Origin of the sequence: Pelagerythrobacter rhizovicinus, from assembly GCF_004135625.1 — a bacterium.
In the GTDB taxonomy this organism is placed as follows: domain Bacteria; phylum Pseudomonadota; class Alphaproteobacteria; order Sphingomonadales; family Sphingomonadaceae; genus Pelagerythrobacter; species Pelagerythrobacter rhizovicinus.
The window spans coordinates 321,109-345,316 of record NZ_SDPV01000001.1 but is presented as its reverse complement, the minus strand read 5'-3'; the positions used below and the strand labels follow the sequence as shown (position 1 = coordinate 345,316).

The 24,208-nt window shown below is 66.8% G+C and carries 9 protein-coding genes and 1 tRNA gene; 3 read left to right on the top strand and 7 right to left on the bottom strand.

Annotated features, from left to right (window positions below; genetic code table 11):
• Positions 1 to 533: 533 nt before the first annotated feature.
• The 5 genes from ETX26_RS01740 to ETX26_RS01720 form a co-directional block, all read right to left on the bottom strand.
• The gene (locus tag ETX26_RS01740; RefSeq protein ID WP_129522988.1) at positions 534 to 14,648 is read right to left on the bottom strand and encodes an Ig-like domain-containing protein; all 14,115 of its coding nucleotides are present in this window, start codon (positions 14,646 to 14,648) and stop codon (positions 534 to 536) included.
• A 119-nt stretch (positions 14,649 to 14,767) separates the two neighbouring features.
• On the bottom strand, positions 14,768 to 16,213 hold the full coding sequence (locus ETX26_RS01735) for an HlyD family type I secretion periplasmic adaptor subunit (RefSeq protein WP_129522987.1): 1,446 nt from the start codon (positions 16,211 to 16,213) through the stop codon (positions 14,768 to 14,770).
• Positions 16,210 to 18,345, bottom strand: a complete 2,136-nt coding sequence (locus tag ETX26_RS01730) for a type I secretion system permease/ATPase (RefSeq protein ID WP_129522986.1) — start codon at positions 18,343 to 18,345, stop codon at positions 16,210 to 16,212. The genes ETX26_RS01735 and ETX26_RS01730 overlap by 4 nt, the downstream gene beginning before the upstream one ends.
• Before the next feature lie 55 nt (positions 18,346 to 18,400).
• The gene (locus ETX26_RS01725) at positions 18,401 to 19,771 is read right to left on the bottom strand and encodes a TolC family outer membrane protein (RefSeq protein ID WP_129522985.1); all 1,371 of its coding nucleotides are present in this window, start codon (positions 19,769 to 19,771) and stop codon (positions 18,401 to 18,403) included.
• A 692-nt stretch (positions 19,772 to 20,463) separates the two neighbouring features.
• Positions 20,464 to 20,553 (bottom strand) — tRNA-Ser (locus ETX26_RS01720).
• A gap of 162 nt (positions 20,554 to 20,715) precedes the next feature.
• Here ETX26_RS01720 and hspQ point away from each other — a divergent pair.
• Positions 20,716 to 21,096, top strand: coding sequence for a heat shock protein HspQ (hspQ, locus tag ETX26_RS01715; protein WP_129522984.1), 381 nt, complete (start codon positions 20,716 to 20,718; stop codon positions 21,094 to 21,096).
• A gap of 14 nt (positions 21,097 to 21,110) precedes the next feature.
• Here hspQ and ETX26_RS01710 read toward each other — a convergent pair whose 3' ends face one another.
• Positions 21,111 to 22,013, bottom strand: a complete 903-nt coding sequence (locus tag ETX26_RS01710; protein WP_129522983.1) for an ABC transporter permease — start codon at positions 22,011 to 22,013, stop codon at positions 21,111 to 21,113.
• A 74-nt stretch (positions 22,014 to 22,087) separates the two neighbouring features.
• Between ETX26_RS01710 and ETX26_RS01705 the strand changes: the two genes are divergently transcribed.
• Positions 22,088 to 22,780 (top strand): GcrA family cell cycle regulator, encoded by a 693-nt coding sequence (locus tag ETX26_RS01705; RefSeq protein ID WP_129522982.1) that lies wholly within the window; start codon positions 22,088 to 22,090, stop codon positions 22,778 to 22,780.
• Positions 22,781 to 22,867: 87 nt separating this feature from the next.
• On the top strand, positions 22,868 to 23,392 hold the full coding sequence (locus tag ETX26_RS01700; RefSeq protein ID WP_129522981.1) for a DUF1993 domain-containing protein: 525 nt from the start codon (positions 22,868 to 22,870) through the stop codon (positions 23,390 to 23,392).
• Positions 23,393 to 23,396: 4 nt separating this feature from the next.
• On the opposite strand, the gene ETX26_RS01695 is transcribed toward ETX26_RS01700, so the two are convergent.
• Positions 23,397 to 24,080, bottom strand: coding sequence for a spermidine synthase (locus tag ETX26_RS01695; protein ID WP_129522980.1), 684 nt, complete (start codon positions 24,078 to 24,080; stop codon positions 23,397 to 23,399).
• Between the last annotated feature and the right edge of the window lie 128 nt (positions 24,081 to 24,208).

Sequence of the window (24,208 nt, the reverse complement as noted above, 5' to 3'; positions counted from 1 at the left end):
CCGGTTTTGTGCGGGCGCGGTCATCGGTGTCGTTCATGGCATCCTCCGTTGCTTGGCGCGGGCAATGCCGGTGGCGCGGGGCGCCACCGGCACTTGCCTTCACGCCGCCTGCGGCAGCGCATCTCGGCCACTCGGCGCAGGCGCTGTCGCCAGCGCAGCGATCAGGGCGGCCACACACGCGCTCCGCTCGGCGCTCGGCACCCCGCCGCGCAAGGTGTAGCCAGATGCCGGGAAAGCCATCCACTTCAGCACCTAGCCGTCGACCTTCGCCCGTTTGCGCCGATCAGGCAATCGCGGACGATCTGCCGCTTGACCTTCCCAGTGGCGTGCTCGTTCTCGGCAGCGGCCGCTTTTCGCCTATCGGCAGAGGTTAATTTTATCGGGGCCATGGCGCAGTCGAGCCCGATCACCGAACTGCCCAGCCCCGAGCGCGCCCATGACGGGGCATAAATCCGCGAGCATTCAGCAGCGCTTCCTGCTTACCAGATGAAACTGGGATGGCAGGGAGCGGCTTGGAACCACCGGGTGGTCGGTCAGTCGACCGATATCGAGCTTTGGACCTGCAGTTCCACCTGTGTCGAGCCGACGGTCGAGGTAAAAATGGCATACTCGATCCCATCGATTTGCTGCGATCCGGCAGATGTCCAGCCTTCCCCCAGCACCACCGAATCGTCCGCATCGCCCAGCAGTTTGAGGATCGGATCGCTGCCGCCGGCGATCCCGAGGACATCGGCCGCCGAGAGGCTGGTGATGGCATTGCCGTGCAGATCCAGCGCCTCGACGTTCGCCAGCTGCGTGTCGAGCTCGGTACCCGAGAGGCTCTCGCCGCCCCGGAGGCGGACGGTGTCCGTGCCGGCGCCCGCGTTGATCGTGCTGCCGGTCCACAGAAGCGAGTCGTCGCCGTTCGTCCCGAGCTGGGCATAGGAATTCACCGTCAGGTCGACGGTGTCGGATGCCGATGTACTTTCCCCGTCGACCGTGAACGCCTCCACCCGGATCTGGACGCCTGAAGCGACGGCATTCTGATCCGTCAGCGCGTCACGCGCCTGGAGGAACCCGAGCTGATCGAGATCCGCCTGGGATAAGCCGGTCAGGGTGTAGGTGTCGGTCGCGGGATCGTAGCTCACGCCGTCGATCTTCTGATCCGCCCCGATGTAGAACGAGGCGAACTCGCCCAGGCCCGTCAGCTTCAGCGTCGTCGTCTCGCGAGAGGCATCGACCGCGCCCGGAACCGATGCATCGGCCGCGTCGGCCATGGAGGCGTTGAGATTGAGCGGGATGATCTGGTTCTCGGGGCCGAAGGTGTTGGTTGCCGTGAGATCGACGCCCTGCGCCACCGGGTTGATCGTAACGGGGCCCAGATCGAAGTTCTGGATGAGCCCCTCGTCGAAGACGGTCTCTCCGCTCTCGACCGTGATCGAGAGGTTGTCGAGCGTTCCGCTCCAGTTCTCGGGCGGCACGATAGCCACATAGGGCGGAAGCGAACCATCGGGGTTGGAGATGACCCAGGTGTTGGTGCCGCCGGCATTGCTCGCCAGAGTCGCCGTCGCAGCGGAATCGCCGACATAGACGAGGAAGCCGTTCGGCAGGTTCGACAGCAGGACGGAATTGATCGTCTCCGATCCATCGTCATCGACGAGCGAGACCACCAAGTTGGTGATCTGAACCTGGCTCGATTCGTCGCCCGACGAGGGCCCGGTGCCTACCGTCACGCCGTTATTGATCATGATGACCTGGCCGGTGCTGGTGGCGGTGCCCGTCTGCACGAGCGCCGAGCCGCTCTCCTGCGTCCGCACCAGCGCGCTGAATGAAACCTCGCCTGCGGTGCTGTTGTCCGGCGTATAGACGAGGTCGATCGGCGCGCCCGGGGTAACCCCGGTGATGACGTAGTAGGTCTCGCCGTCCACCACCTCGGTCGTCAGCGGCGCGCCGTTGTGGGTGAGCGTGCCGTTTTCCAGCCCGTTCGTGCTGCCGGCAGCGTCCACTTTCACGTAGACCGTGCCGTCGATGATTGTGCCGAACGCGCCGTCGGCATCGTTCGAGACGGTGATGGTCACCGGAATGGACGCGGTGCCCTCGTCGATCGCTTCGGGTGAGATGGTGATTTCGCCGGGGTCGGTTATCGGATCCACCGGCACGGTCATGTCGTCGATGTCGGCGCTCTCGTTGTCGCCGCCCGCGACCGAGACAGTCAGCCGCGCATCGAGGTGGAACGCGCCCGGGGCGTTGTTCGCATTGCTGTTTTCAGGCGCGGTGATCCCGATGCTGTCGAGAAGACCGGCCAATGCCGCGTCGGCATCGCCGCCCGGCGGCACCGTCACCGAGGCGGTCCAGACCTCGACTCCGTTGACGATCGTCGAAGTCATGCCGTCGATCACGGTGCCGGGCGGAATGTCGGTCAGGCTGACCGTGAAGGTGTTGTCCACCGTCGCATCCCGAATCGTCACTTGCGCGTCGATGACGTCCGACAGCGAGAACTCGGTGTCCTCGCTGGCGTGCGCGCCGTTGTACGCCCACTGGTCGATCTGCGCGGGGATCGCGCCGTCGCCGCCGGTGAACTCGGTGGTGAGATGCCAGGTGACGGTGTCGGACACGACGGCCGTCCCTGCGTTGAGTTCGCCCCGGTCCTGCGTCTGGACCTGCATGCTGATCGGCACGTCCTGGAGATCGCCGGCGAACCCGCTGACGTCGAACACGACCGGCAGATCGATGCCGCCCGCGCTGTTGATCGGCAGAGCCGCCGCGTCGTCGTAGATCAGCAGCCAGGTGCCCCCACCGCTATATTCGGCGCCCTGGACGGAAACGCCGTCCGGCACGCCTTCGATCACGACGCGGATCACCTTCTCGCTGCCGTCGGTGTCGGCCGTTCCGGTAGCGCTGCCGGCATCGGGAACCTTGGCGACGTTCAGGGTCACCGTGACCATGTCGCCGGCATTGAGTGTCGCAGAGTCGGGCGACGCATCGTCGCCCGACACGTCGTCGGAGACGGTGGTGACGCCAGCCGATCCCGCGATGGCGGTGATCGACACGTCGACCGCGTCGGTGACCGGAGTGGCGCTAAGGTCGAAGATGCCGTCCTGCACCGCCGTGCCGCTCGCGCCGGCTGGCGTCGAGCCGTAGCTGTCGTCGGTGATCTCGTATTTGAAGTCGAACGAGCCGAGCGACCCGTCGAGATTGGCCGCGCCCTTCGCTCCGAGTTCCCCGATCTGCGCGCCGGTCAGGACGTAGTAGCTCTGCCCGTCGATCGTCTCGGTGGTCAGCCCAGCGGCGGACAGCGGCGTTCCGCCGAGGTAGAGCGTGAAGTTCGCACTGTCGGCATCATCGACCGAGATCCACACGGTCGTGAGAGTCTCGTCGGCATCGCCGTTCTGGTGGACGATGCCGAGGCCGAGCGGCGTCACGACATCCTCTGTCAGCACGGCGCTGGTCGTGACCCCGGCCTCGGCCGAGGGAGTGACCGTGATCTCGACCGTCTGAGGGCTGCCCGTCCGCGAGTCGCCGTCGTTCTCCGTCGTCACAGGGGTGACGGTGAACGCCTGCGTGCCGCTGTAGTTCGCAGGGGTCGATACGGTCGCGGTCGCGAACTGCTCCTGCGTCAGCACCCAGACGCGTTCCGCGCCCGTGCCGCCGACCAGCATCGTGCCCGCGCTGAGCGAGAAGCCTTCGGGCAGGCCCGTGACGCGCATCGTCAGCACTTCCGAGCCGTCGGTGTCGGTTAGGCTGGCAGATACCAGTTCGCTCAGCATCACCTGGTCGGCGCCGCTGTCGAGCGTCGCCTCGCTGTAGGTCATGTCCACCGGCGTGACGGTCGCCTCGTCCGCCACCCCGCGAACCGAGACGTTCACGTTCAGGCTAGTGGCGGCGGACATATCGGTTCCGTCTATCGAGACGGCGGACACGCCCAGCGTGAAGTCCTCGTTGCTGTTGGGCGGCGGCTGGATGGCCAGCGCCTTGCTGGAGTCGAAGTCCGTCAGCGTCACGCTGCCGCCAACCGGCGTCTGCAGCACGCCGTCATAGAAGAGCTGAGCGCCCGGCGGGATGTTGGAGATCGTCACCGTGAAGGTTTCGGAGGGGTCCGAACTCGTCGGTCTGACATCCAGCGGAATGGCCGTGTCCTCGATACCTGTCGCGCGCGCGTTCAGGGCCATGGTGACCTCATCGGCCACCGGCTCGATCACCAGGTTCGACAGAGCGGCCGAGCCCGAGACAGTCTCGACCCGCGCACCGGTGTCGGGGTCGGTATCGACGGTCAGCGTTTCGACGCCGATCTCGAACGCTCCGGACAGGTTCTCCGGCGCCTTGAACTCGAGCGTGTCGAGATACTCGACAGGAATGTCGACCGGAGAGCCGGCATAGGTGACGGTGACCCAATCGCCTTCGCCGTCCATGTAGCGGAACTGCGAACCGATTGCGCTGCTGGAGCCGCCGTCCCCGGCGATCAACTCGGGCGTCAGCCGGGCAAAGACCTGTTCGTCCGCGTCCTGATCGCTCCAGCCTGCTTCGAGGTTGAAGCCGCCCTCGGTGCCGAGAGTGAACCAGGCATCTTCCGCGCCCACGGTCGTGTAGGCGTGGCCCGGCGTCATCGTGGCGTCGGCGGTCCCGTCGCCATCGCTATCGCTGCCCACCGCCTCGGCCACCGGCGTGACGGTGACCTCGATCGGCAAGGTGGTCGTGGTCGTCTGGGTGACGTCGCTGCCCTCGATGCTGACCGTGTCGGCCGTGGTCACCGCGACGTCGATCGTCTGGTCCGCGCTGCTGTGCGCGGGTGCCGCGATCGTGAAGCCGTCCAGCACCGCCTCGCGCTCCGCTTCGGTCAGACTCGCATCGAACGTGATGGTGTAGGTCGTGCCGGACTGACCCGCCGTATAGCCGGCGCCGCCGCCGGTGTCGGCGACGGTCCAGCCCGCAGGCACCTCGAACTGCACCTCGGTGATGATTTCGGTACCATTCCCGCCCTGGTCGGTGACCTCGATGCCGGAGAGGAAGGCCGCGGCCGTGTCCTCGGGCATCGAGACGTCCGACGCGGTCACATCGCCCCCGACCGGCGTGACATGCAGGTCGAGCGTGACCGACGCCTGCTCGACGACGCCGGTCGTCGGACCGGCCCCGACGCCATCCGCATCCCGGTCCTGCGCGTTGAGCGTCACCGTGATCGTCACGTCGCCGCTGAAGTCCTGCGGCGGGGTGATCGTCATCGGCGGCAGGCCGGTCGGAGAGGTGCTCAGGCCCGGCGCCGCGACCGTGACCACCGGGTTCGCCGCCGTGACCTCGACGCCGTTGACCATGGTGCCGACCGGCAGGCCCGAGATCTCGAACCAGCGGACTTCGGAGCCGTCCGTATCCGCGCCGGCGTTGCCGTCGGTGCTGGGGAAATTGACCGACAGGAGATCCGCGAGGTCGAAGCTGGTATCCTCAGCGAACGTATGATCGCTCGCCAGGGTATCGGCATCGCCGCCGTCGACCAGCGAGAGCTCGACCGGATCGGTCACAGCCTGCACGTTGACCGTGACGTCGGTCGAGGAAGCCGCACCGGGCACGCCGGGGATCGGCGTGCCGTCATCACCGACTTCGTAGCTGGTCACGCCAACGTTGACCGTGAAGTTCGCATGGCTTTCGGGCGGCGGGAGCACCTGCAGAGCTTCGTAGTCGGCGCTGCTCAGCGTCAGGTTCGACGTGAGACCCGAAATGTGCGACCCATCGGAAAGCTGGATGGTGATGTCGCTGCCGTCCGATATCAGCAGGACGTGCCCCGCCCCATCGAGCAGCACCGCGCCGGCCGGCAGGCCGCTCAGGGTGATCGCCCCGAGCAGTTCCGGATTGTCGCCCGCGCCGGCGCCGTTCTGGTCGGTCGCGTCGGTGACGACCGGGGCGTTGAGGCCGAGCGCGACCGGCTCGTCCTCGTTGGTCAGCACCGCGCCGGCGTCGACCGGCACCTGCGGAGCGTCGGAAACCGGATTCACCGTCACCGTCACCGTGGTGACGACGGTAGTCCCGTCATCGGCCGTGGTCGAATAGTCGAACGTATCGGTCCCGCTGAAATTGGCATCGGGCACATAGGTCACCGTGCCGTCGGGATTGACCGTCGCAGTGCCGTTCGCCGGATCGCTCGCGACCGTGTTCTGGTCCGTGGCATCCGCGCTCGTATTGAACGTGATGCCACTGCTGTCCTCATCGAGAGTGAACGAGCGCGCGGTTGCGGGTTGATCGTCGGTAATGGTGATGATGATGAAGTTCGCATCATCCACGTCGCCGTCGCCGTCCACCACGCCGAAGCCGATCGGAAGCTCGATCTCGCCCCCTCCGGTATGATCCAGCGGACGCGACAGGTCGAAGGTGTAGCCGGCGCTGGCCGAAGCCGGATCGGTAATGGTGGCGGTGAACACCACCGGTCCGCCCGCTCCGGCGGTCGCGGTCAGCGTGTGACCATCGGCGCTGACCGAGTAGACCAGATCCGCGCCTCCCGAGGACAGGCCGAGATCGATCAGCGCGCTTTGAACCGCATCGAAGGTGACATCGATGCCGTCCGCCCCCTTGGTCACGTCGAGCGAGCCGGTCTGCGTGAGCCCTGCGGCGTCGGGATCGCTGCCGCTCGGCAGGTTCGCCTCGTTGACCGCGGTGGTGTCCGGCGTGCCGATGGAAGGCGCCGTATCGTCGACCGTCACCGTCTGGCTCGCCCAACCGCTGACGTCCCCGTCACCATCGATCAGGTTGTAGTTGAAGACATCGTCTATCGAGAGGTCGTTGCCCGGTTGCGGGTGGTCGACCGAGGCGCCGGCGCTCACCGCGGGATCGCTGGTGTAGCTCCAGGTTCCGTCCTGGTGGACGGTCAGGCTGCCATGGATCGTATCGAAAGTGCTGCCCGCCGGGCCCGCCGCCACCGTCGCGGTGGTCAGTTCGCCTGCCTCGTTGGTGTACTGGATCTGGTTCACCCGCGCGCCGTCGGCGCTCTGCACGTCGTTGGCGAGCAGCGACGTACCTGCCACCGTGTTCCCACCCTCGACGGTGCTGACACCGGCGTCGGCCGCGGCCGTCGGCACGTCGTCCACTATCGTCAGGTCGAGACTTGCCGGAGCGCTGGAATCGGTATCGTGCACGGTATAGTCGACCGGGATAGACAGGCCGTTCTCGCCGCCCGCCGCTGCGTGATCGAGCTTGCCGGTCAGCGTCAGGGTGACGCTCTGGCTCGTCCCCGCCGCGTCGTTCGGGTTGTTGAGCACCAGGGTGAACACGGGGGCGCCGCCCGCACCGGCCGTGGCCGTCAGCGTGTGCCCGTCGGCGCTTACGGTATAGACCAGCGCCGTTCCGCCCGAGGTGAGGTTCTGCGCCTCGAGCCCGCTGACCGTGGCGCCGTCGAACACTACGTCGCTGATCGCATCCGGCCCTCTGACGATCGCCAGATCCTCGGTCACCGAATTCGTGGGCGAGCCTGCGCTGCCCGCGCCCGGAATGTCCTGCTCGTCGAGCGTGAGCCCCACCGGGCCCGCCGAAGGATCGGTGTCGGTCACGGTGATGGGCTGAACCGCCGTGGACGTCGATCCGTCGCCGTCCTCGATCGTGTAGCCGAAGCTCTCGCTCACGCCCGCGGGATTGTTCTCGGTCGCGTCGCTGGTGTAGCTCCAGGTGCCGTCCTGATGGACAGTCAGCGAGCCGTAGCGCGTGTCGACCGTCACGCCGCTCGCGGGCACGGCCGCCGCGACGCTGTCGCCGGCCTCGTTCGTGTAAGTGATCGAAACCACCTTGGTGTCGCCATCGGCACCCGCCCGGTCGTTGCCCAGCAGGTTCGCGACGACGACAGCGCCGCCCTCGTCCAGCGTCACGCCGGGGTCGTTCACCGCCACCGGTCCATCATCGACGACGGACACCTGGAAGCTGCCCGCGTCGCTGTCGCCGTCCGCGTCGGTGACGGTGAAGCCGAAGGAGAGGTCGATGTCCGAGCCGCCGTGATCGAGCGGTCCCGTCAGCGTGAAATCGTACCCGAGCGAAGGCGTGCCGGGATCGGTCAAGGTCACCGTGAAGACGACGGGGCCGCCGGGCCCGGCGGTCGCGGTCAGCGTGAGACCGTCGGCGCTCACGGTGTAGACCACGGCGACGCCGTTCGAGGTCAGGCCGGCCGGGGCCGTCTGGGCGCCGTCGAAGACGGTGGTCACCGTGCCGCTGTCCGCACCGGTGCGGATCTCGAGCGAGCCGGACTGGGTCTGCGCGCCGGCGTTCGGGTCGGTCCCGTCAGCCAGATTGGCTTCGTCCACGGTAGCGGCCTCGACGCTCTCGATCGTGGGCGCATCGTCGATGATCGTGACGCCGAGAGTGGAACTGCTGGTTCCGCCCGCGACGTCCTCGACCGCGAGCGCGATGTTCTCGATGCTGCTGCCCGATGCGGCGTCGGGATTGGTGACCGTGTCTTCCAGCGTATAGGTGTAGTTCAGGCTGCCGCCGGTGGAGACCCCGCCGACTTCGCTAGACGAAGTGTAGCCAGTGAGAGTCAGCTTGCCCTGCGGCGTGTCGATCTCGACCGGAGTGCCGGCCGTGATGGCCTCCAACTCGGCGAGCGTCAGCGTCAGGCCCGCGATGGTGACGCTGGCGAGGCCATTGCCCGCGGAAATCGCGATGGTGCCCGTTGCCGCGGCGCTCTGGCCGGCCGGTCCGTCGCTCGTCAGCCCGGCCTCGTAGACGGTGGCCTCGCCCGCTTCGGCGCCGTTCGTATCGGCAGGGGTGATCGAGGGCGCGCCGTCATCATTGCCGTTGATCGTGATGGTCAGCGTGGTGAACGAGGTGCCGCCTTCTCCGTCGGAGATGGCATAGCTGAAGACGTCGGCAAGCGGTGGGCTCGAGGCGTTCAGCCCGTTCACGACCGGATTGTCGTTGTCGAGCACGTACGTGTAGCTGCCGTCGGCATTGAGCGTGAGCGTGCCGTAGGCGCCGGTGATCGGAACGCCGGGCGTCGCGCCTGCCGCGAAGTCGCCGAGGTCGTCGGCGGTTCCGGTGATCACATGGGTGACCGCCAGGCTGTCGGCGTCCGGATCGGTGTCGGCGCCCGCAGGCGCGGAACCGCTGCCGATCACGCCATCGGCGGCCGAGACGACCAGATCCGCTCCGTCCTCCACCACGGTGCCGTGGTCGGGCGCGGCTTCGGGCGCCGGGTTGGTGACGGTCCAGTCGAAGCTCTGCGTCACCGAAGCGCCGCTGCCGTCCGTGGCGGTCACGACGACGGTGTAGGTGCCGGCCGGATTACCGGCAGTGCCAGTCTGGCTCGCCGAGTTGTCGATCGTCCCACTGATGATGCCCGTCAGAGGGTCGAGCGTCAGACCCGCCGGCAGACCCGTGGCGGTGTAGCTGAGCGTATCGCTCGCATCCACATCGGCGAACGCCGCGGTGACGTCCACCGTCGTGACGCCGTCCGCATCGTCGTTCGCCTGGTTGGGAAGCGTCCCCACCGCGACCGGACCATCATTGGTACCGGTCACGGTAATCTCGAGCGTCGCCGTATCGGACCCGCCCTCGCCGTCACTGACGGTATAGCTGATGCTGGTCGTCCGCGTCTCGCCGACGGCAAGATCGTCGAACTCGCCGTTCGGATCGAAGCCGTAGCTGCCGTCGGGACTGAGCGTGAACGTGCCCCCGCTGCTGCCGGCAATGACTGCGCCGACATTGGCCGTATCGCCGTTGACCGCGTCGACCGTCAGTGCGTCGCCATCGGGATCGCTGTCGTTGCCCAGCACGCCGCCCGCAGCGTCGACTGCGAGCACTGTATCTTCGTCGGTCGTATCGGTGTCGTTGGCGGCATCCGGCGCCGGGTTCGCAACCGTCCACTCGAAGCTCTGCGTCACCGAGGCGCCGCTGCCGTCGGTAGCCGTCACCACGACGGTGTAGGTGCCCGCCGGATTACCGGCAGTGCCGGTCTGGCTTGCCGAGTTGTCGATCGTCCCGCTGATAATGCCCGTCACAGGGTCGAGCGTCAGACCCGCCGGCAGACCCGTGGCCGTGTAGGTCAGCGTATCGCTCGCGTCGACATCGGCAAAGGCGGAGGTGACGTCGATGGTGGCGACGCCCTCTGCATCCTCGTTAGCCTGATCGGGCAGCGCGCCAACGGCCACCGGCCCATCATTGGTGCCTGTCACCGTAATCTCGAGCGTTGCCGTATCCGTCCCGCCCTCACCGTCGCTTACCGTGTAGGTGATGCTGGTCGTCCGCGTCTCACCGACGGCAAGGTCATCGAACTCGCCGTTCGGATCGAAGCCGTAGCTGCCGTCCGGATTCAGCGTAAACGTGCCACCGCTGCTGCCGGCAATGACTGCGCCGACATTAGCCGCGTCGCCGTTCACCGCGCCGACCGTCAGCGCATCGCCATCGGGGTCGCTGTCGTTGCCCAGCACGCCGCCCGCAGCATCGACCGCAAGCGCTGTGTCCTCGTCGGTCGCGCCGCTATCGTCGGTCGCGCTCGGCACGGGGTTCGCAACCGTCCACTCGAAGCTCTGCGAAACGGTTCCACCATTGCCGTCATCAGCCGTCACGACGACGGTGTAGGTGCCCGCCGGATTGCCCGGAGTGCCGGTCTGGCTTGCCGAGTTGTCGATCGTCCCGCTGATAATGCCCGTCACAGGGTCGAGCGTCAGACCCGCCGGCAGACCCGTGGCCGTGTAGGTCAGCGTGTCGCTCGCATCGACATCGGCGAAGGCAGCGGTGACGTCCACCGTCGTGACGCCGTCCGCATCCTCGTTCGCCTGATCCGGCAGCGTCCCCACCGCAACCGGCCCGTCATTGGTGCCGGTGACCGTGATCTCGAGCGTTGCGGTGTCGGTCCCGCCCTCGCCGTCGCTTACGGTGTAGGTGATACTGGTCGTCCGCGTCTCACCGACGGCAAGGTCATCGAACTCGCCGTTCGGATCGAAGCCGTAGCTGCCATCAGGGTTGAGCGTGAAGGCACCACCGCTGCTGCCGGCAATGACTGCACCGACATTGGCCGCATCGCCATTGACGGCGCCGACCGTCAGCGCATCGCCATCGGGATCGCTGTCGTTGCCCAGCACGCCGCCCGCAGCATCGACCGCAAGCGCTGTGTCCTCGTCGGTCGCGCCGCTATCGTCGGTCGCGCTCGGCACGGGGTTGGCGACCGTCCACGTGAAGCTCTGCGAGACGGTGCCGCCGTGGCCGTCATCAGCCGTCACGACAACCGTGTAGGTTCCGGCCGGATTGCCCGGCGTTCCGGTCTGGCTCGCCGAGTTGTCTATCGTCCCGCTGATGATCCCTGTGGCGGGGTCGAGCGTTAGACCCGCAGGCAGACCGGTCGCGGTGTAGGTCAGCGTGTCGCTCGCATCGACATCCGCAAAGGCCGAGATGACGTCCACCGTCGTGACACCGTCCGCATCCTCGTTCGCCTGGTCCGGCAGCGTCCCCACGGCAACCGGACCATCGTTGGTGCCCGTCACCGTGATCTCGAGCGTTGCGGTATCTGTGCCGCCCTCGCCGTCGCTGACGGTGTAGGTGATGCTGGTCGTTCGCGTCTCACCCACGGCAAGATCATCGAACTCGCCGTTCGGATCGAAGCCATAGCTGCCGTCGGGGTTCAGCGTGAACGCCCCGCCGCTGCTGCCCGCAATCACTGCGCCGACGTTGACTGCATCGCCGTTCACCGCGCCGACCGTCAGCGCGTCGCCATCGGGATCGCTGTCGTTGCCCAGCACGCCGCCCGCAGCATCCACCGTAAGCGCTGTGTCTTCGTCGGTCGTATCGGCATCGTTCAGGGCATCCGGCGCCGGGTTCGCAACCGTCCACTCGAAGCTCTGCGTCACCGAGGCGCCGCTGCCGTCGGTAGCCGTCACCACGACGGTGTAGGTGCCCGCCGGATTACCGGCAGTGCCGGTCTGGCTTGCCGAGTTGTCGATCGTCCCGCTGATGATCCCTGTGGCGGGGTCGAGCGTTAGACCCGCCGGCAGCCCCGTGGCGGTGTAGGTCAGCGTGTCGCTTGCATCGACATCCGCAAAGGCAGCGGTGACGTCCACTGTCGTGACGCCGTCCGCATCCTCGTTCGCTTGGTCGGGAAGTGTCCCCACTGCCACCGGACCATCATTGGTGCCGGTGACCGTGATCTCGAGCGTTGCCGTATCGGTCCCACCCTCGCCGTCGCTGACGGTGTAGCTGATGCTGGTCGTCCGCGTCTCACCCACGGCAAGATCATCGAACTCGCCGTTCGGATCGAAGCTGTAGCTGCCGTCCGGGTTCAGCGTGAACGCCCCGCCGCTGCTGCCGGCAATGACTGCACCGACATTAGCCGCGTTGCCGTTCACCGCGCCCACCGTCAGCGCATCGCCATCGGGATCGCTGTCGTTGCCCAGCACACCGCTTGCAGCATCGACCGCAAGCGTTGTGTCCTCGTCAGTGGTGCCGCTGTCATCAGTCGCACCGGGCGCCGGGTTCGCGACCGTCCACTCGAAGCTCTGCGAGACGGTACCGCCATTGCCATCATCAGCGGTCACGACAACGGTATAGATGCCCGCCGGATTGCCGGCAGTGCCGGTCTGACTGGCAGAGTTGTCGATCGTCCCGCTGATAATGCCCGTCACGGGATCCAACGTCAGACCGGCCGGCAGACCCGTGGCCGCGTAGGTCAGCGTGTCGCCCTCCACGTCGGAGAAGGCAGGGCTCACGTCGATGCCCGCGATCACATCGGCGTCCGCATCCGCTCGCGGCGGAAGGATGTCGGCCGTGGGCGCGTCGTTCACCGGCGTGACGGTGATATCAAGCGTGCTGGTGCCGATTCCGCCGTCGTTACCGTCACTTACCGTATAGGTGACGGTCGGGACGGTCCCGTTCCAGTTCGCGTCCGGCGTGAAGGTGTAATCGCCATCGGCGCCAATGGTCAGCGTGCCGGTGCCCGGGATCGCGGCCGTCTCTCCGGCCGAATAGACTCGGCCGTCGACCTCGAACCCGATGACGGTGAGCGGATCGCCGTCGGCATCGCTGTCGTTTTCCAGCAGGTTGCCGCTGACCGGAGTGTCCTCCGGCGTCGTCTCCCTCTCCGGAGCAGGGTCGGGCGCCGTGTTGGTGACCTCGACCGTGACGGTCGTGGTCTCGGTCTTGCCGCCACTGGTGACGGTGTAAGTGTAACTGTCAGGGCCGACATAACCCTCGGCCGGCGTATAGGTGACCGTCCCATCGGGATTGATCACGACGGTGCCGTGTTCACCCTGGGTGACGGCGGTTACTTCGGCGTCGCCGTTCTCGAAACTGTCATTGCCGAGCACATCGGTGGTGACGGGATCGCCCGCGTGGGTCGTGATCGTGTCCGACGCGATGTCCTCGACCGGTGTCACCGTAATGCCGAGCGTGCTGCTGACCGTGCCCCCGTCGTTGCCGTCGGTTACGGTGTAGGTGATCGTCGGCACTGTGCCGTTCCAATCGGCAACCGGCGTGAACGTGTAACTGCCGTCGGCATTCAACACGAGCGAGCCGATCCCGGCGAGCACGGCTATCTCGCCCGGGGCGTAGGTTCGGCCGCCGACCTCGTACTGCGTCACCGTCAGCGGATCACCATCGGCATCGCTCTCGTTCGCAAGCACGTTGCCGCTGAGCGGCGAGTCTTCGGGCGTCGTCTCCACTTCGGGTGTTGCCACGGGCACTGCGTTGGTGACCTCGACGGTCACCGTCGTGGTCTCGGTCTTGCCGCCGCTGGTGACGGTGTAAGTGTAGCTGTCGGGGCCGACGTAACCGTCAACGGGCGTATAGGTGACTGTCCCGTCCGGATTGATCACGACGGTTCCGTGTTCACCCTGGGTGACGCCGGTCACTTCGGCATCGTCGTTCGCGAAGCTGTCGTTGGCGAGCACATCGGTGGTGACCGGATCGCCCGCGTGGGTCGCGATCTCGTCGGCCTCGACGTCGACCGCCGGCTCGACCGTGATGTCGAGCGTGCTGGTGGCGACGCCGCCGCGGCCGTCGTCGGCCGTATAGGTGACGGTGGGCACGACGCCGTTCCAGTCGGCGACGGGGGTGAAGGTGTAGCTGCCGTCGGCCTCGATCAGGATCGTGCCGACGCCGGGGATGGTCACCGTATCGCCGGCCGCGTGAATCTCGCCGCCGATCTCGAACTGCGTGACGGTGAGCGTGTTGTTCTCGTTATCGAAATCGTTGTCGAGCACGTTGCCCGTGGCGATCTCGTCTTCCGCAATGACGCGAACGTCGGGCGCAGGTTCGGGCACCCGGTTGATCGCCTGGTCGTCGTCCCGGCCGGTGCCGTACGGCCACTCGACCCGCTGTTGCTCCGGATCGCCCCAGTCGACCGTCATCGGGGGAATCCGTTCCTCGACCCGCGCGAGGTTCAGAGGCGTGATCCCGTCGGCTTCGAGGTTCTGATCGATGCGGACGAGCTCCACGAAGCGGTGGCCATCGCCGACGCGGTCGGGCCGATCAGCGTCCGTCTCCTGGTTCGCTTCGCGCAGGAGTTCCTCGTCGATGATGCGGACGAGTTCCGGCGACGCGACGACGGCTTCGTCCTGGCCGGCAGCAACGACGCTGAAGCCTTCGCCTTCGGGGCCCTCGAAGGTCATCACTTCGGCGTCCGGCCCGGTGCCGTAGCTGATGGTAATCGTCGCGCCGGCGGCAAGGATCAGCGTCTCGCCGGCGAGCAGCTCGTCGCCCGGCGACAGCTCGCGCATGGAACCATCCGCCGCGACCGCCCAAACAGTGCCCGTTACGGCGACGACAGTTCCATTCTTGCTCACATTTGCCCCCAAAAAATCACTTCACCCACACAGCGCTCCCGCAACGAGACCGGTTAGCGCTCGCTCAAGGCATTGGCCTTGGCTCTCAGGATCGGCTTCAACAGATAGGAAAGGACGGTCTTCTCGCCGGTCAGGACATCGAGCTGGACGGTCATGCCGGGGATGACCGGCAATCCTTCCCTGAACTGGTTGCTCGTGGTCTCCGCCTTGACGAGGTAGTAGGTGTTGCCCTTGTCGTCGGTGATGCTGTCCGGGCTGATATGGACCAGCTTCGCGGGCATCCCTCCGTAGACCGAGAAATCGTAAGCCGTGAACTTCACCACCGCGGGCAGCCCGGGCCGTAGGAATGCGATGTCACGCGGCGAGACCTTGGCCTCGACCACCAGCCTCCCGCCGGTCGGCACCACCTCCACCACCGCGTGGCCGGGCTGCACGACGCCGCCGATCGTGTTGTAGAGCACGCGCTGGACGACCCCGTCCACCGGCGAACGGATTCGGGAATACTTCACCCTGTCGGCCAAGCCGGTGACGTTCTCGCCCAGGCTGTTCAGCTCGGCCATGGCCGCGGTGAGCTCGGCCCGCCACTCGTTCTTCGTGGTCAGCTCCACGTCACGGATCCGCGTCTGCGCTTCCTGAATACTGCCGGCCAGCTGCGCCCGCCGTGCCTGCGCCTGCTGACGATCCCCTTGCGCGCGCGAGACGTCCCGTTCCAGCCGCAGGACTTCCATCTCGGACACCGCGCCGGAGTTCAGAAGCGGGCGGGTGATGGCCAGTTCTTCCTGCGCCATCCGGTACGAGCGCTCGGCGCTCCGCAACGCCGCCTCCACCTCTCCGAGTTCGCTTTGCCGCTGCGCGACCTGCTGCCGGGCCATGAGGAGGCGCTCGTTGAGCTGCTGCCTGCTCTGGTAGAAATACTGCCGCTCCTGCGCCAGAATCAGCGCCGCGCTCGCTCCCGCCTGCCCTTCGCCTGCCGGCTCCTCCGGTTCATAGGCGGTGCCATTTACCAGGGCATTCAGCCGCTCGATCTTCGCCCGCAGCGCGAAAGCCCGCGCCTTCTCCTCGCCCAGGGTCGCCGCGAAGCGGGTCGGGTCGATCCGTACGAGCATCTGGCCCTTCTCGACCTTCTGCCCTTCCTGGACGAATATCTCTTCGACCACCCCGCCGTCGACCGACTGCACGATCTGGAGCTGCTGCGACGGGATCACCTTGCCTTCGCCGCGGGTGACCTCGTCCACGGTCGCGAAAGCGGACCAGACGAGCAGGATCGCGAAGATCGCGACCACCCCGTAGAGGATGCCGCGCGCCCGGACGATCTGCTGCCGGTCGATCGCATAGCGCGCGCTCGACTCCCAGTCGCGCAGGTCGCGCGCCTGGCCGGACCAGAACGGCTTGAACATGGTGTCCAGCCAGGTGCCGGCGCGAACCTTGGCGGTCGCGCCGTCGAGCCAGCTGAAAAGCCGCGCTTCGATCGGGCGGCGCGTGTCTTCAGCGCCGGTCATACCGCGGCCCTCTGGATCTGTCCGCCATTGAGGCTCTCGAGAACCGCGGCCTTGGGACCGTCGGCCACGATCGTGCCGCCGTCGACCACGATCAGGCGGTCGACGAGCTCGAGCATGCCCGGCTTGTGGGTGATGAGCAGCATGGTGCGGTCCCTGGCGTAATCGGCGAGCGCCCTGGTGACATGCGCCTCGAGCCGTCCGTCCATGGCGCTGGTGGGCTCGTCCAGCACGAGGATGTTCGCATTCATGGCCACGGCGCGGGCGATCGCGATCGCCTGGCGCTGGCCCCCGGACAGACGGTTGCCGCCTTCGCCGACCGGCAGTTCGAGACCTTCGGCGTTCGCGCCGAGCATCTGCGTCAGCCCGGCAACCTCCATGGCCGTTGCCAGAGTCCGCTCGCGATCGGCCTGTCCGGCACCAAGCATGATGTTGTCGAGTACACTGCCGTGCAACAACACAGGTTCCTGCGGGATATAGCCGATGCGCCGCCGCAACTCGTCGGGATCGATCTGCCCGGTGTGGAGGCCGTCGACCATGATCATCCCGTCGCCGGGCTGGTAGAGCCCCAGCAGCAGCTTGCCGATCGTGCTCTTGCCGGACCCGACGCGGCCGATGATACCGACTTTCTCGCCGGCGCGGATATGGAAGCTCACGCTCTTGAGCGCGTCCGCCTGGGCACCGGCATAGCCGAACGTCACATTGCGGAAGGCGATATCGCCATTGATGACGGGCCGGCTGATCCAGGTCTTGCCGCGTGGCCGCTCCTGCGGCTGGGCCACGGTCTCGTCGAGCTGCGCGAGCGAGGTCCGCGCCTGGTAGAACGAAGTCATCAGCGACGCGGTCTGCGCGATCGGCGCCATCGCACGCGAGGAAAGCATGTAGGCAGCGATCATCCCGCCCTGCGTGACGTCGCCGTTGATGACCAGATAGACGCCAACGATGATCAGGGCACACCCGACCGTCTGCTGGATCAGCGCGGTCACGTTACCGACCGATCCGCCCAGCAGCCGCTGCCGGGCGACTTGCGCGGACAGGTACTCGGTTGCCTGCTCCCAGGTCTTCTGGATGCGCCCGGTCGCGCCGAAGGCCTTAAGCGTCTCGAGCGCGAAGAGCCCTTCGACGAGCGCCGCGTTGCGCTGCGCACCCGCCGCGCTGACGTCGTCGGAGATCGCGCTCAGCCGGGAGGCGACCGAGAGCGCGTAAAGCAGCGCGATCGCCGTGCCGACGATCAGCGGCAGCACCATCCAGAAGGAAATCACCCCGATGATCAGCGCGAACAGCAGAAAGAAGGGAAGGTCGATCAGCGTCAGCACGGTCATCGAGCCGATGAAGCTGCGCACGGACTCGAACGACTGGACGCTGGTGGCATAGCTCCCGACCGACGCCGGCCGCTGCTCGAGCCGCATGCCGAGCACGCGCTCCATGATCCGCCCGGAAAGTTGCGTATCGGCGCGCGCGGCCGCAGCATCGACGAACCAGCTGCGCATGTGGCGCAGCACGAGATCGCCGATCAGGACGATCAGGATGCCGGCGGCCAGTACCCACAAGGTGTCGGTCGCCTGGTTCGGGACCACGCGATCGTAGACGTTCATCACGAACAGCGGCATCGCCATCGCGAAGAGATTGACGAACAGCGCCGCCAGCAGAACGTCGCGGTAGAGACGGCGATTGCCGGCGATCACGCTCCAGAACCAGTGGCCTTCTTCCGCCTCCGGTGCCTTGCCGACGCGGTCGTCCGGGCGGTAGGTCGCGCGGCAGTAGATCGCCTGGCCGAGATAGCGCCGCTCGAGATCCGCAAGGGAAACCCGGATGCGCTCGTCAGCCGAGCCAAGCTCGGGCAGCACGACCGACACGGTCTCGGCTTCTGTGTCGATCGAATAGACGACGCAGGCCTTCTCGCCGCGAAGCAGCACGATCGCGGGCAGAAGCATGGGATTGAGCTTGCGCAGCGGAACTTCGCTCAGGCGGGCGCTCAGGCCCACCCGCTCGGCCGCGCGCGGGAACAGCGCGGGCGTCAGGGCATGGTCGATCGGCAGGCCGGCAACCAGCGCATCGCGCGTGGTGGCGACACCGTTCTGGCCGGCAATCAGCAGCAGACAGGCCGCCAGATCGTCTCTGCCGCGATACTCCATGACTTACTTCAACTCCCCAATCGGAGCCGCAAGGGACGAACCCGGCGGCGGCGGGCTAGCTCGCAGGAGCGATGTAACCGCCGCAGTCGATCGCCGCCGGCGGCTGCGCATCGTCGTCGAACTCACTGATCGCGGGCATCCCCTCGCGGGACTGCCCCAGGACATCCAGCAGGGTGCCCATCGAATGAAGCGTCCGGTAATAGGCCTTGTTCAGCTCGTGCTGCGCCTGGACATGCGACCGCTCGGACTGGAACGCCTCGTTTTTCGCATCGAGCACGTCGAGCAGCGTGCGGCGGCCGATGTAGAACTGCTGTTCGTAAGCCTCGGCCACCTTGGCGGACCCGGCGCGGTGCGCTTCCAGCGCAACGAGACGGGCGTTCAGGTTGGCAATGTCGTTCCAGGCGATGGACGCGGTCTGCCGCAGGTCGACACAGGCCTTGCGGAGCAGTTCCTCGCTCTGGTTCAGGCGCCGCTCGGCAGCATCGGTCCGCGCCTTGTCCGCACCACCGCGGAAGAGGTTGTAGGTCAGGTTCAGGCCGACGAAGGCCTCTTGCCCGCGACCATGGGGATCGAACTGCGAATCGAAGCTGCTGGTGTTGCGGTAGGTTCCGCCGCGCGCGCCCACCGTGACGCGCGGGTAATAGGCCGCCTGGCTCTCGTCGACCGCCGCCTCGGCCGCCTGGATCGTGGCGTTCGCCGCGTAGAGGCTCGGATGGTTCTGCACTGCTTCGCTGATCACAGTGGAGAAGTCCGCCGGCACGCTCGCTGAAGCGACCGGGTAATCCTGCAGTGCCGCAGCCGGCGTTCCGCCGACGATGCGTTGGAAGCGGGCCGTCACGTCGTGGAGATTGGCCTGCTCCGTCAGCATGTTGGCCTGCGCGAGCGCGACGCGCCCCGCCGCCTGCTGCAAGTCCGCCTGATTGCTGACGCCGGATTCGGCCCGTTCGCTGATAAGGGCGAGGATCTGTTCGTGCGTCGCGAGATTCTCTTGCGCAAGCGCCAAGGTCGCGCGGTACTGGCGCACGTCCTCGTAAGCCTCGATCGCCGCGAGCGCCTTGTCCTGCACCTCGCCAAGCAGTTCGTAATAGCGGGCGAGGCGGTTCTGGTCCGCCTCTTCGAGTTGGCTGCGCACGAGGAATCCGTCGAACAGCATCTGAGTGATCGACAGCTCCACATAGTCACGCGTGAACCAGTCGCGATCGTCGAACTCCCGCGTGGCCGCGCCGAATTCGCCGTTGACGTCGATCGAGGGGAGATAGCCGCCTTTCACCGCCCGGCGATCATCGTTGGAAGCAAGAAACGCCTCCCACCTGGCCTGAACTTCGGGCTGATTGTTGATGGCGCGCTCCACCGCCTCCTCGACCGAAGCCACAGGGCTTGCCGGTGCAATCTGCTGCGCGGCGACACCCGACGCCAGCAGCGTCATTGAGCCGATCGCACACCTGACGAGTGCCCCTTGCGTTCTCTTCCAGCGTGCCCGGACCGTGCTGCGCTGGCCGCTTTTGTACCCGTCAATCACGAGACGTCTTCCCCCCTTCGAGATCCAGTCAACGCGCCGGCGCGAGTGCAGATGTGGCACGCGTTCCGGCTCTCCTCCGGAGCCGCAGCTCCGGAGGCCCCAGTCGATTTCAAGAGACAGGCCGTTCCGCGACAGTACAAAGCGGCCTGAGATCAGTTTGGTCGGAAAAGTGCCCCAACCCTACTCGAAGCAAATGGCGGTCAAATGGTTAACAAAAACTTACCAAACTGTGAAACTTGTTTAAATTTCGGGAGTTATCCGGAAGTTATCAGCGAGCATTTTGGCCTGGTACAGTCTGGCAGGCGACATCGCTCGGCAGCACGCCGCGATGACAGCGGACGCTTCGCCCGGCGCCGACCGGTTAGCCTTGCTCCTCACCCCCTTGTCCGCTGGGCGACCACCTAAGCCCCTGATAGCTCCAGAAGAGCTTTAGGCCCGGGCACTTCAAGAAAGCCCCGCTTTCGCAGCATTTCGGAAGGCTCGCGGAATTGAAAGCCCATTGGACGAAGCATTAGCTAGAGCATCACGCAGCACCGCAAACCGGCCCCATACGCTCATCAACTCGCGCCTCTCGTTGCCAATCGGGAAGGAGGGCAAAGTGGCGGAGAGGGTGGGATTCGAACCCACGGTACCCGTAAGGGCACAACGGTTTTCGAGACCGTCCCGTTCGACCACTCCGGCACCTCTCCGCACGAGAAAGCGCATGGGGCGCGGGGGCGCCCCGGGGCGTTCGGGAGGGCGGCGGTTAGCCGAGGTCCGCCGCCTTGCCAAGCCCCTTGTTCGACGTGACTGGGGATGACGGGCGTACTGCGCTTGTCTGGCGCAGGCGACGCCCTATATTTCCCGCTGTAATGGAACGTTCGCAGTTCTTCTCCGCCCAGGCGGGTCGCTTCATCGAGATGCCGCGTCATGCCACCGCCCGGTTCGGGATCGGTGACGTGGTGCGTCACCGCATGTTCGATTTCCGCGGGGTCATCTTCGATATCGACCCGGTCTTCTCGAACAGCGAGGAGTGGTACGAGGCGATCCCACAGGACATGCGTCCGCGCCGGGATCAGCCGTTCTACCACCTGCTCGCCGAGAACGAGGATTCGTCCTACGTCGCCTATGTCAGCCAGCAGAACCTGCTGCCCGATTCCGACGGGGGACCGGTCGACCACCCGAACGTGCCAGAACTGTTCGAGGAATTCCGCAACGGCCGCTATCGGATGCGCCGTTCGCTCACGCATTGAGCGCCGACGCCGGCTCAGTCCTTGAGCTTCCAGCCCGATTTCAGCACGCGGTAGCAGAAGTACGCGAGGGCGAGGTTGAACAGGCCGAGGCCGATCGCGCTCTTCACCAGCGCGGCGTCCGTGTTGCCGATGTCGCTCCGCCCCAGAAAGCCGTAGCGGAAGCCCGAGATCACGTAGAAGAACGGGTTCGCGCGGCTGATCGCCTGGAACACCGGAGCGAGGTTGTGGATCACGTAGAACGTGCCCGAAAGCAGCGCCAGCGGGGCGACGACGAAATTGGTGATCGCCGCATTGTGATCGAACTTCTCGGCCCAGATCGAGGTCAACAGCCCCATGAGCGAGAGCATCACCGCGCCCATCAGGCCGAACCAGACCACCGCCCAGACATGCGCCATCGCCAGGCTGACGCCCGGATAGAACGCCATGGCCAGCGCCACCGCGAGTCCGACCATGATTGCGCGCGTCACCGCGGCGCCGACGATGCCCGCCATCAGCTCGCCTTCCGAGAGCGGCGGCATCAGCACGTCGATGATCGTGCCCTGGATCTTGCCGCCGAGCAGCGTGAAGCTGGAATTGGCGAAGGCATTCTGCATCATGCCCATGACGATCAGCCCGGGCGCGACGAAGGTGGCGAAGGGCACGCCGAGCACTTCGCGGCCCGAGCGGCCCAGCGCGACCGCGAAGATCACCAGAAACAGCAGCGTGGTGACGGCCGGCGCCCACACAGTCTGCGTCTGCACCTTGAGAAATCGCCGAACCTCCTTCATATAGAGGCTCCACAAACCGATGCGGTTGATCCCGTCGAACACGGGCACGCCGCGCGGCGGAAACCGGCTCATGTCGCCGGCATTTTCGTCAACGGGGATCGAGCCTGTTTCGAGGGGCGAACCGGCGGGTGTGCGGGCTTGATCGGCCATTGTGGCGCGACTAGTGCTCCGCGCCGTCGCTGGCAAGTCGCGCCCCGATAGATTTTATTGCGAATGGAAACCGAATGAGCTGGACCGACGAACGGATCGCCACGCTGAAGAAGATGTGGGAAGGCGGCGCCACCGCCAGCCAGATCGCCGACGAACTCGGCGGCGTGAGCCGCAATGCGGTGATCGGCAAGGCGCACCGCCTCGGCCTCAAGTCGCGCCCGTCGCCGGTGAAGGCGAACGAGCCGAAGAAGGTGGAGAAGAAGGCGGCTGCCCCTTCGCCCGCTCCGCGCAAGCCTGCGCCGCGCCCCGCAGCGGCCAAGGCGCCCGAGCCTGCAGCGCCGCCCGCACCGCCGCGCCAGACGGGCGGCGGAGAGCGCGCGTCTGCCGCGCCGTCTTCGTCGCAGCCGCTGCCGAACCCGAGTTCCAACCTGCCCAAGATCGTTTCGGTCGGCCCCGGCGGCTTCCTGCGCCAGGGCCCCGGCGACCAGCAGGCGCCGATCCCGCCGGCCCCGCCGCGCCGCCTGGTGCCGGCCAAGCCGAGCCCGGAGATTGCCGACAAGACCAGCCTGCTCGACCTGAACGACAAGGTCTGCCGCTGGCCGATGGGCCATCCGGGCGAGCCGGACTTCCACTTCTGCGGCGGTCCGGTGAACCCGGGCTTCCCCTATTGCGTCGAGCATTGCGGCCGGGCTTACCAGGCGCAGCTTCCGCGCGGCGCGCGCAGACCCCCTCCCCCGCTGCCGTTCGGCGGTCCGCGCGTCCGCTGACCGGCGGCCCCGGCGCGAACGGCGCTGGCTCGAATCCGGCAAGGCGATTAGTTGCGGTCGCACATCCGACCACAAGGAGATCGCCCGATGCCGCTTTCGCTTCACGCCGCGTTCGTTCCGAGCGCCTTGCAGATGCTCGGCGCCACCCGGAAGCTCGTCGACAAGGCCGAAAACTGGTGCGGTGAGCAGGGCTGCGGCCATGACGCGCTCGTCGGCGCGCGTCTGGCGGACGACATGCTCGCCTTCGACTATCAAGTGAAGAGCGTCGCCGTGCACACGCAGGGCGCGATCGAAGGCGTGCGCGCGGGCGTATTCTCGCCCGACATGAGCCAGCCGCCGGCGACCTTCGACGCGATGCGGGCCAGGCTCGACGAGGCAGTCCACGCGCTCGAAGCGGTGCAGGAGGACGAAATGGAAGGCTGGCTAGGCCGCCCGATGCGGTTCGCGTTCGGCGAACGGGCGCTGGACTTCACCGCCGAGGAGTTCCTGCTCAGCTTCAGCCAGCCCAACTTCTATTTCCACGCGGCCACCGCCTACGACATCCTGCGGATGAAGGGCCTGCCACTGGCCAAGCGCGACTTCATGGGGAAGTTGCGGATCAACCGCGACTGAGCGGTCAGGCGCTCCGCCGCGCGAACCAGATCGTGTGGCGCGGGCCCTTGTTGTTCGGGCGGGCGCGGACGGTCCGCTCCTCCACCGTGAACCCGGCGTCCTTCAGCCGACGGGTGAAGCGCGGGTCGGGCGCCGCGGACCACACCGCCAGCACGCCGCCGGGATTGAGCGCGTCGCGCGCCCGCGTCAGCCCTCCGCGGCCGTAGAGCCGCTCGTTGCCGTCGCGAACGATGCCATCGGGGCCGTTGTCGACGTCGAGCAGGATCGCGTCGTAGCGTTCGCTCGTGCCGTCCACCGCGTCGTCGATCAGGGCAGCGACGTCGGCGATCACGACTTCGCCGCGCGGATCGGCGAGCGTTTCGCCGGTCAGCTCCGCCAGCGGCCCCTGCGCCCATTCGAGAATTTCCGGCACCACCTCGGCGACGACCACCCGGCCGCCTTCCGGCAGATGCGCGAGCGCGGCGCGGTAGGTGAACCCCATGCCATAGCCGCCGATCAGCACCCGCGGCCGGGACGCGACAAGCCGGGCGAGCGTGAGTTCCGCAAGCTGCTCTTCGGAGAACCGCATACGGGTGCCCATCAGCTCGTCCCGGCCGAGCATGATCACGAAGTCGCGGCCATGGCTGACGAGCGTCAGCGTGTCGCCTCCGGGAACGCGGGCGGTGGCGAGGGTTTCGCGCGGCAGCATCGGCGGTCTCCATAAACGGAAGGGGCCGCGATATGCTCGCGGCCCCTCTTCTTGTGCGAGCTCCCGCGAAGGCGGGAGCCTCCGGCCATCAGCAAGGCGCCAGTGGCCTGAGGTCCCCGCCTTCGCGG

Bases quoted from the DNA above. Each gene is read 5' to 3' on its own strand.
- ETX26_RS01740 (WP_129522988.1), bottom strand. From the start codon at position 14,648: ATGCGCGAGCTGTCGCCGGGCGACGAGCTGCTCGCCGGCGAGACGCTG.
- ETX26_RS01735 (WP_129522987.1), bottom strand. From the start codon at position 16,213: ATGACCGGCGCTGAAGACACGCGCCGCCCGATCGAAGCGCGGCTTTTC.
- ETX26_RS01730 (WP_129522986.1), bottom strand. From the start codon at position 18,345: ATGGAGTATCGCGGCAGAGACGATCTGGCGGCCTGTCTGCTGCTGATT.
- ETX26_RS01725 (WP_129522985.1), bottom strand. From the start codon at position 19,771: ATGACGCTGCTGGCGTCGGGTGTCGCCGCGCAGCAGATTGCACCGGCA.
- hspQ (WP_129522984.1), top strand. From the start codon at position 20,716: ATGGAACGTTCGCAGTTCTTCTCCGCCCAGGCGGGTCGCTTCATCGAG.
- ETX26_RS01710 (WP_129522983.1), bottom strand. From the start codon at position 22,013: ATGGCCGATCAAGCCCGCACACCCGCCGGTTCGCCCCTCGAAACAGGC.
- ETX26_RS01705 (WP_129522982.1), top strand. From the start codon at position 22,088: ATGAGCTGGACCGACGAACGGATCGCCACGCTGAAGAAGATGTGGGAA.
- ETX26_RS01700 (WP_129522981.1), top strand. From the start codon at position 22,868: ATGCCGCTTTCGCTTCACGCCGCGTTCGTTCCGAGCGCCTTGCAGATG.
- ETX26_RS01695 (WP_129522980.1), bottom strand. From the start codon at position 24,080: ATGCTGCCGCGCGAAACCCTCGCCACCGCCCGCGTTCCCGGAGGCGAC.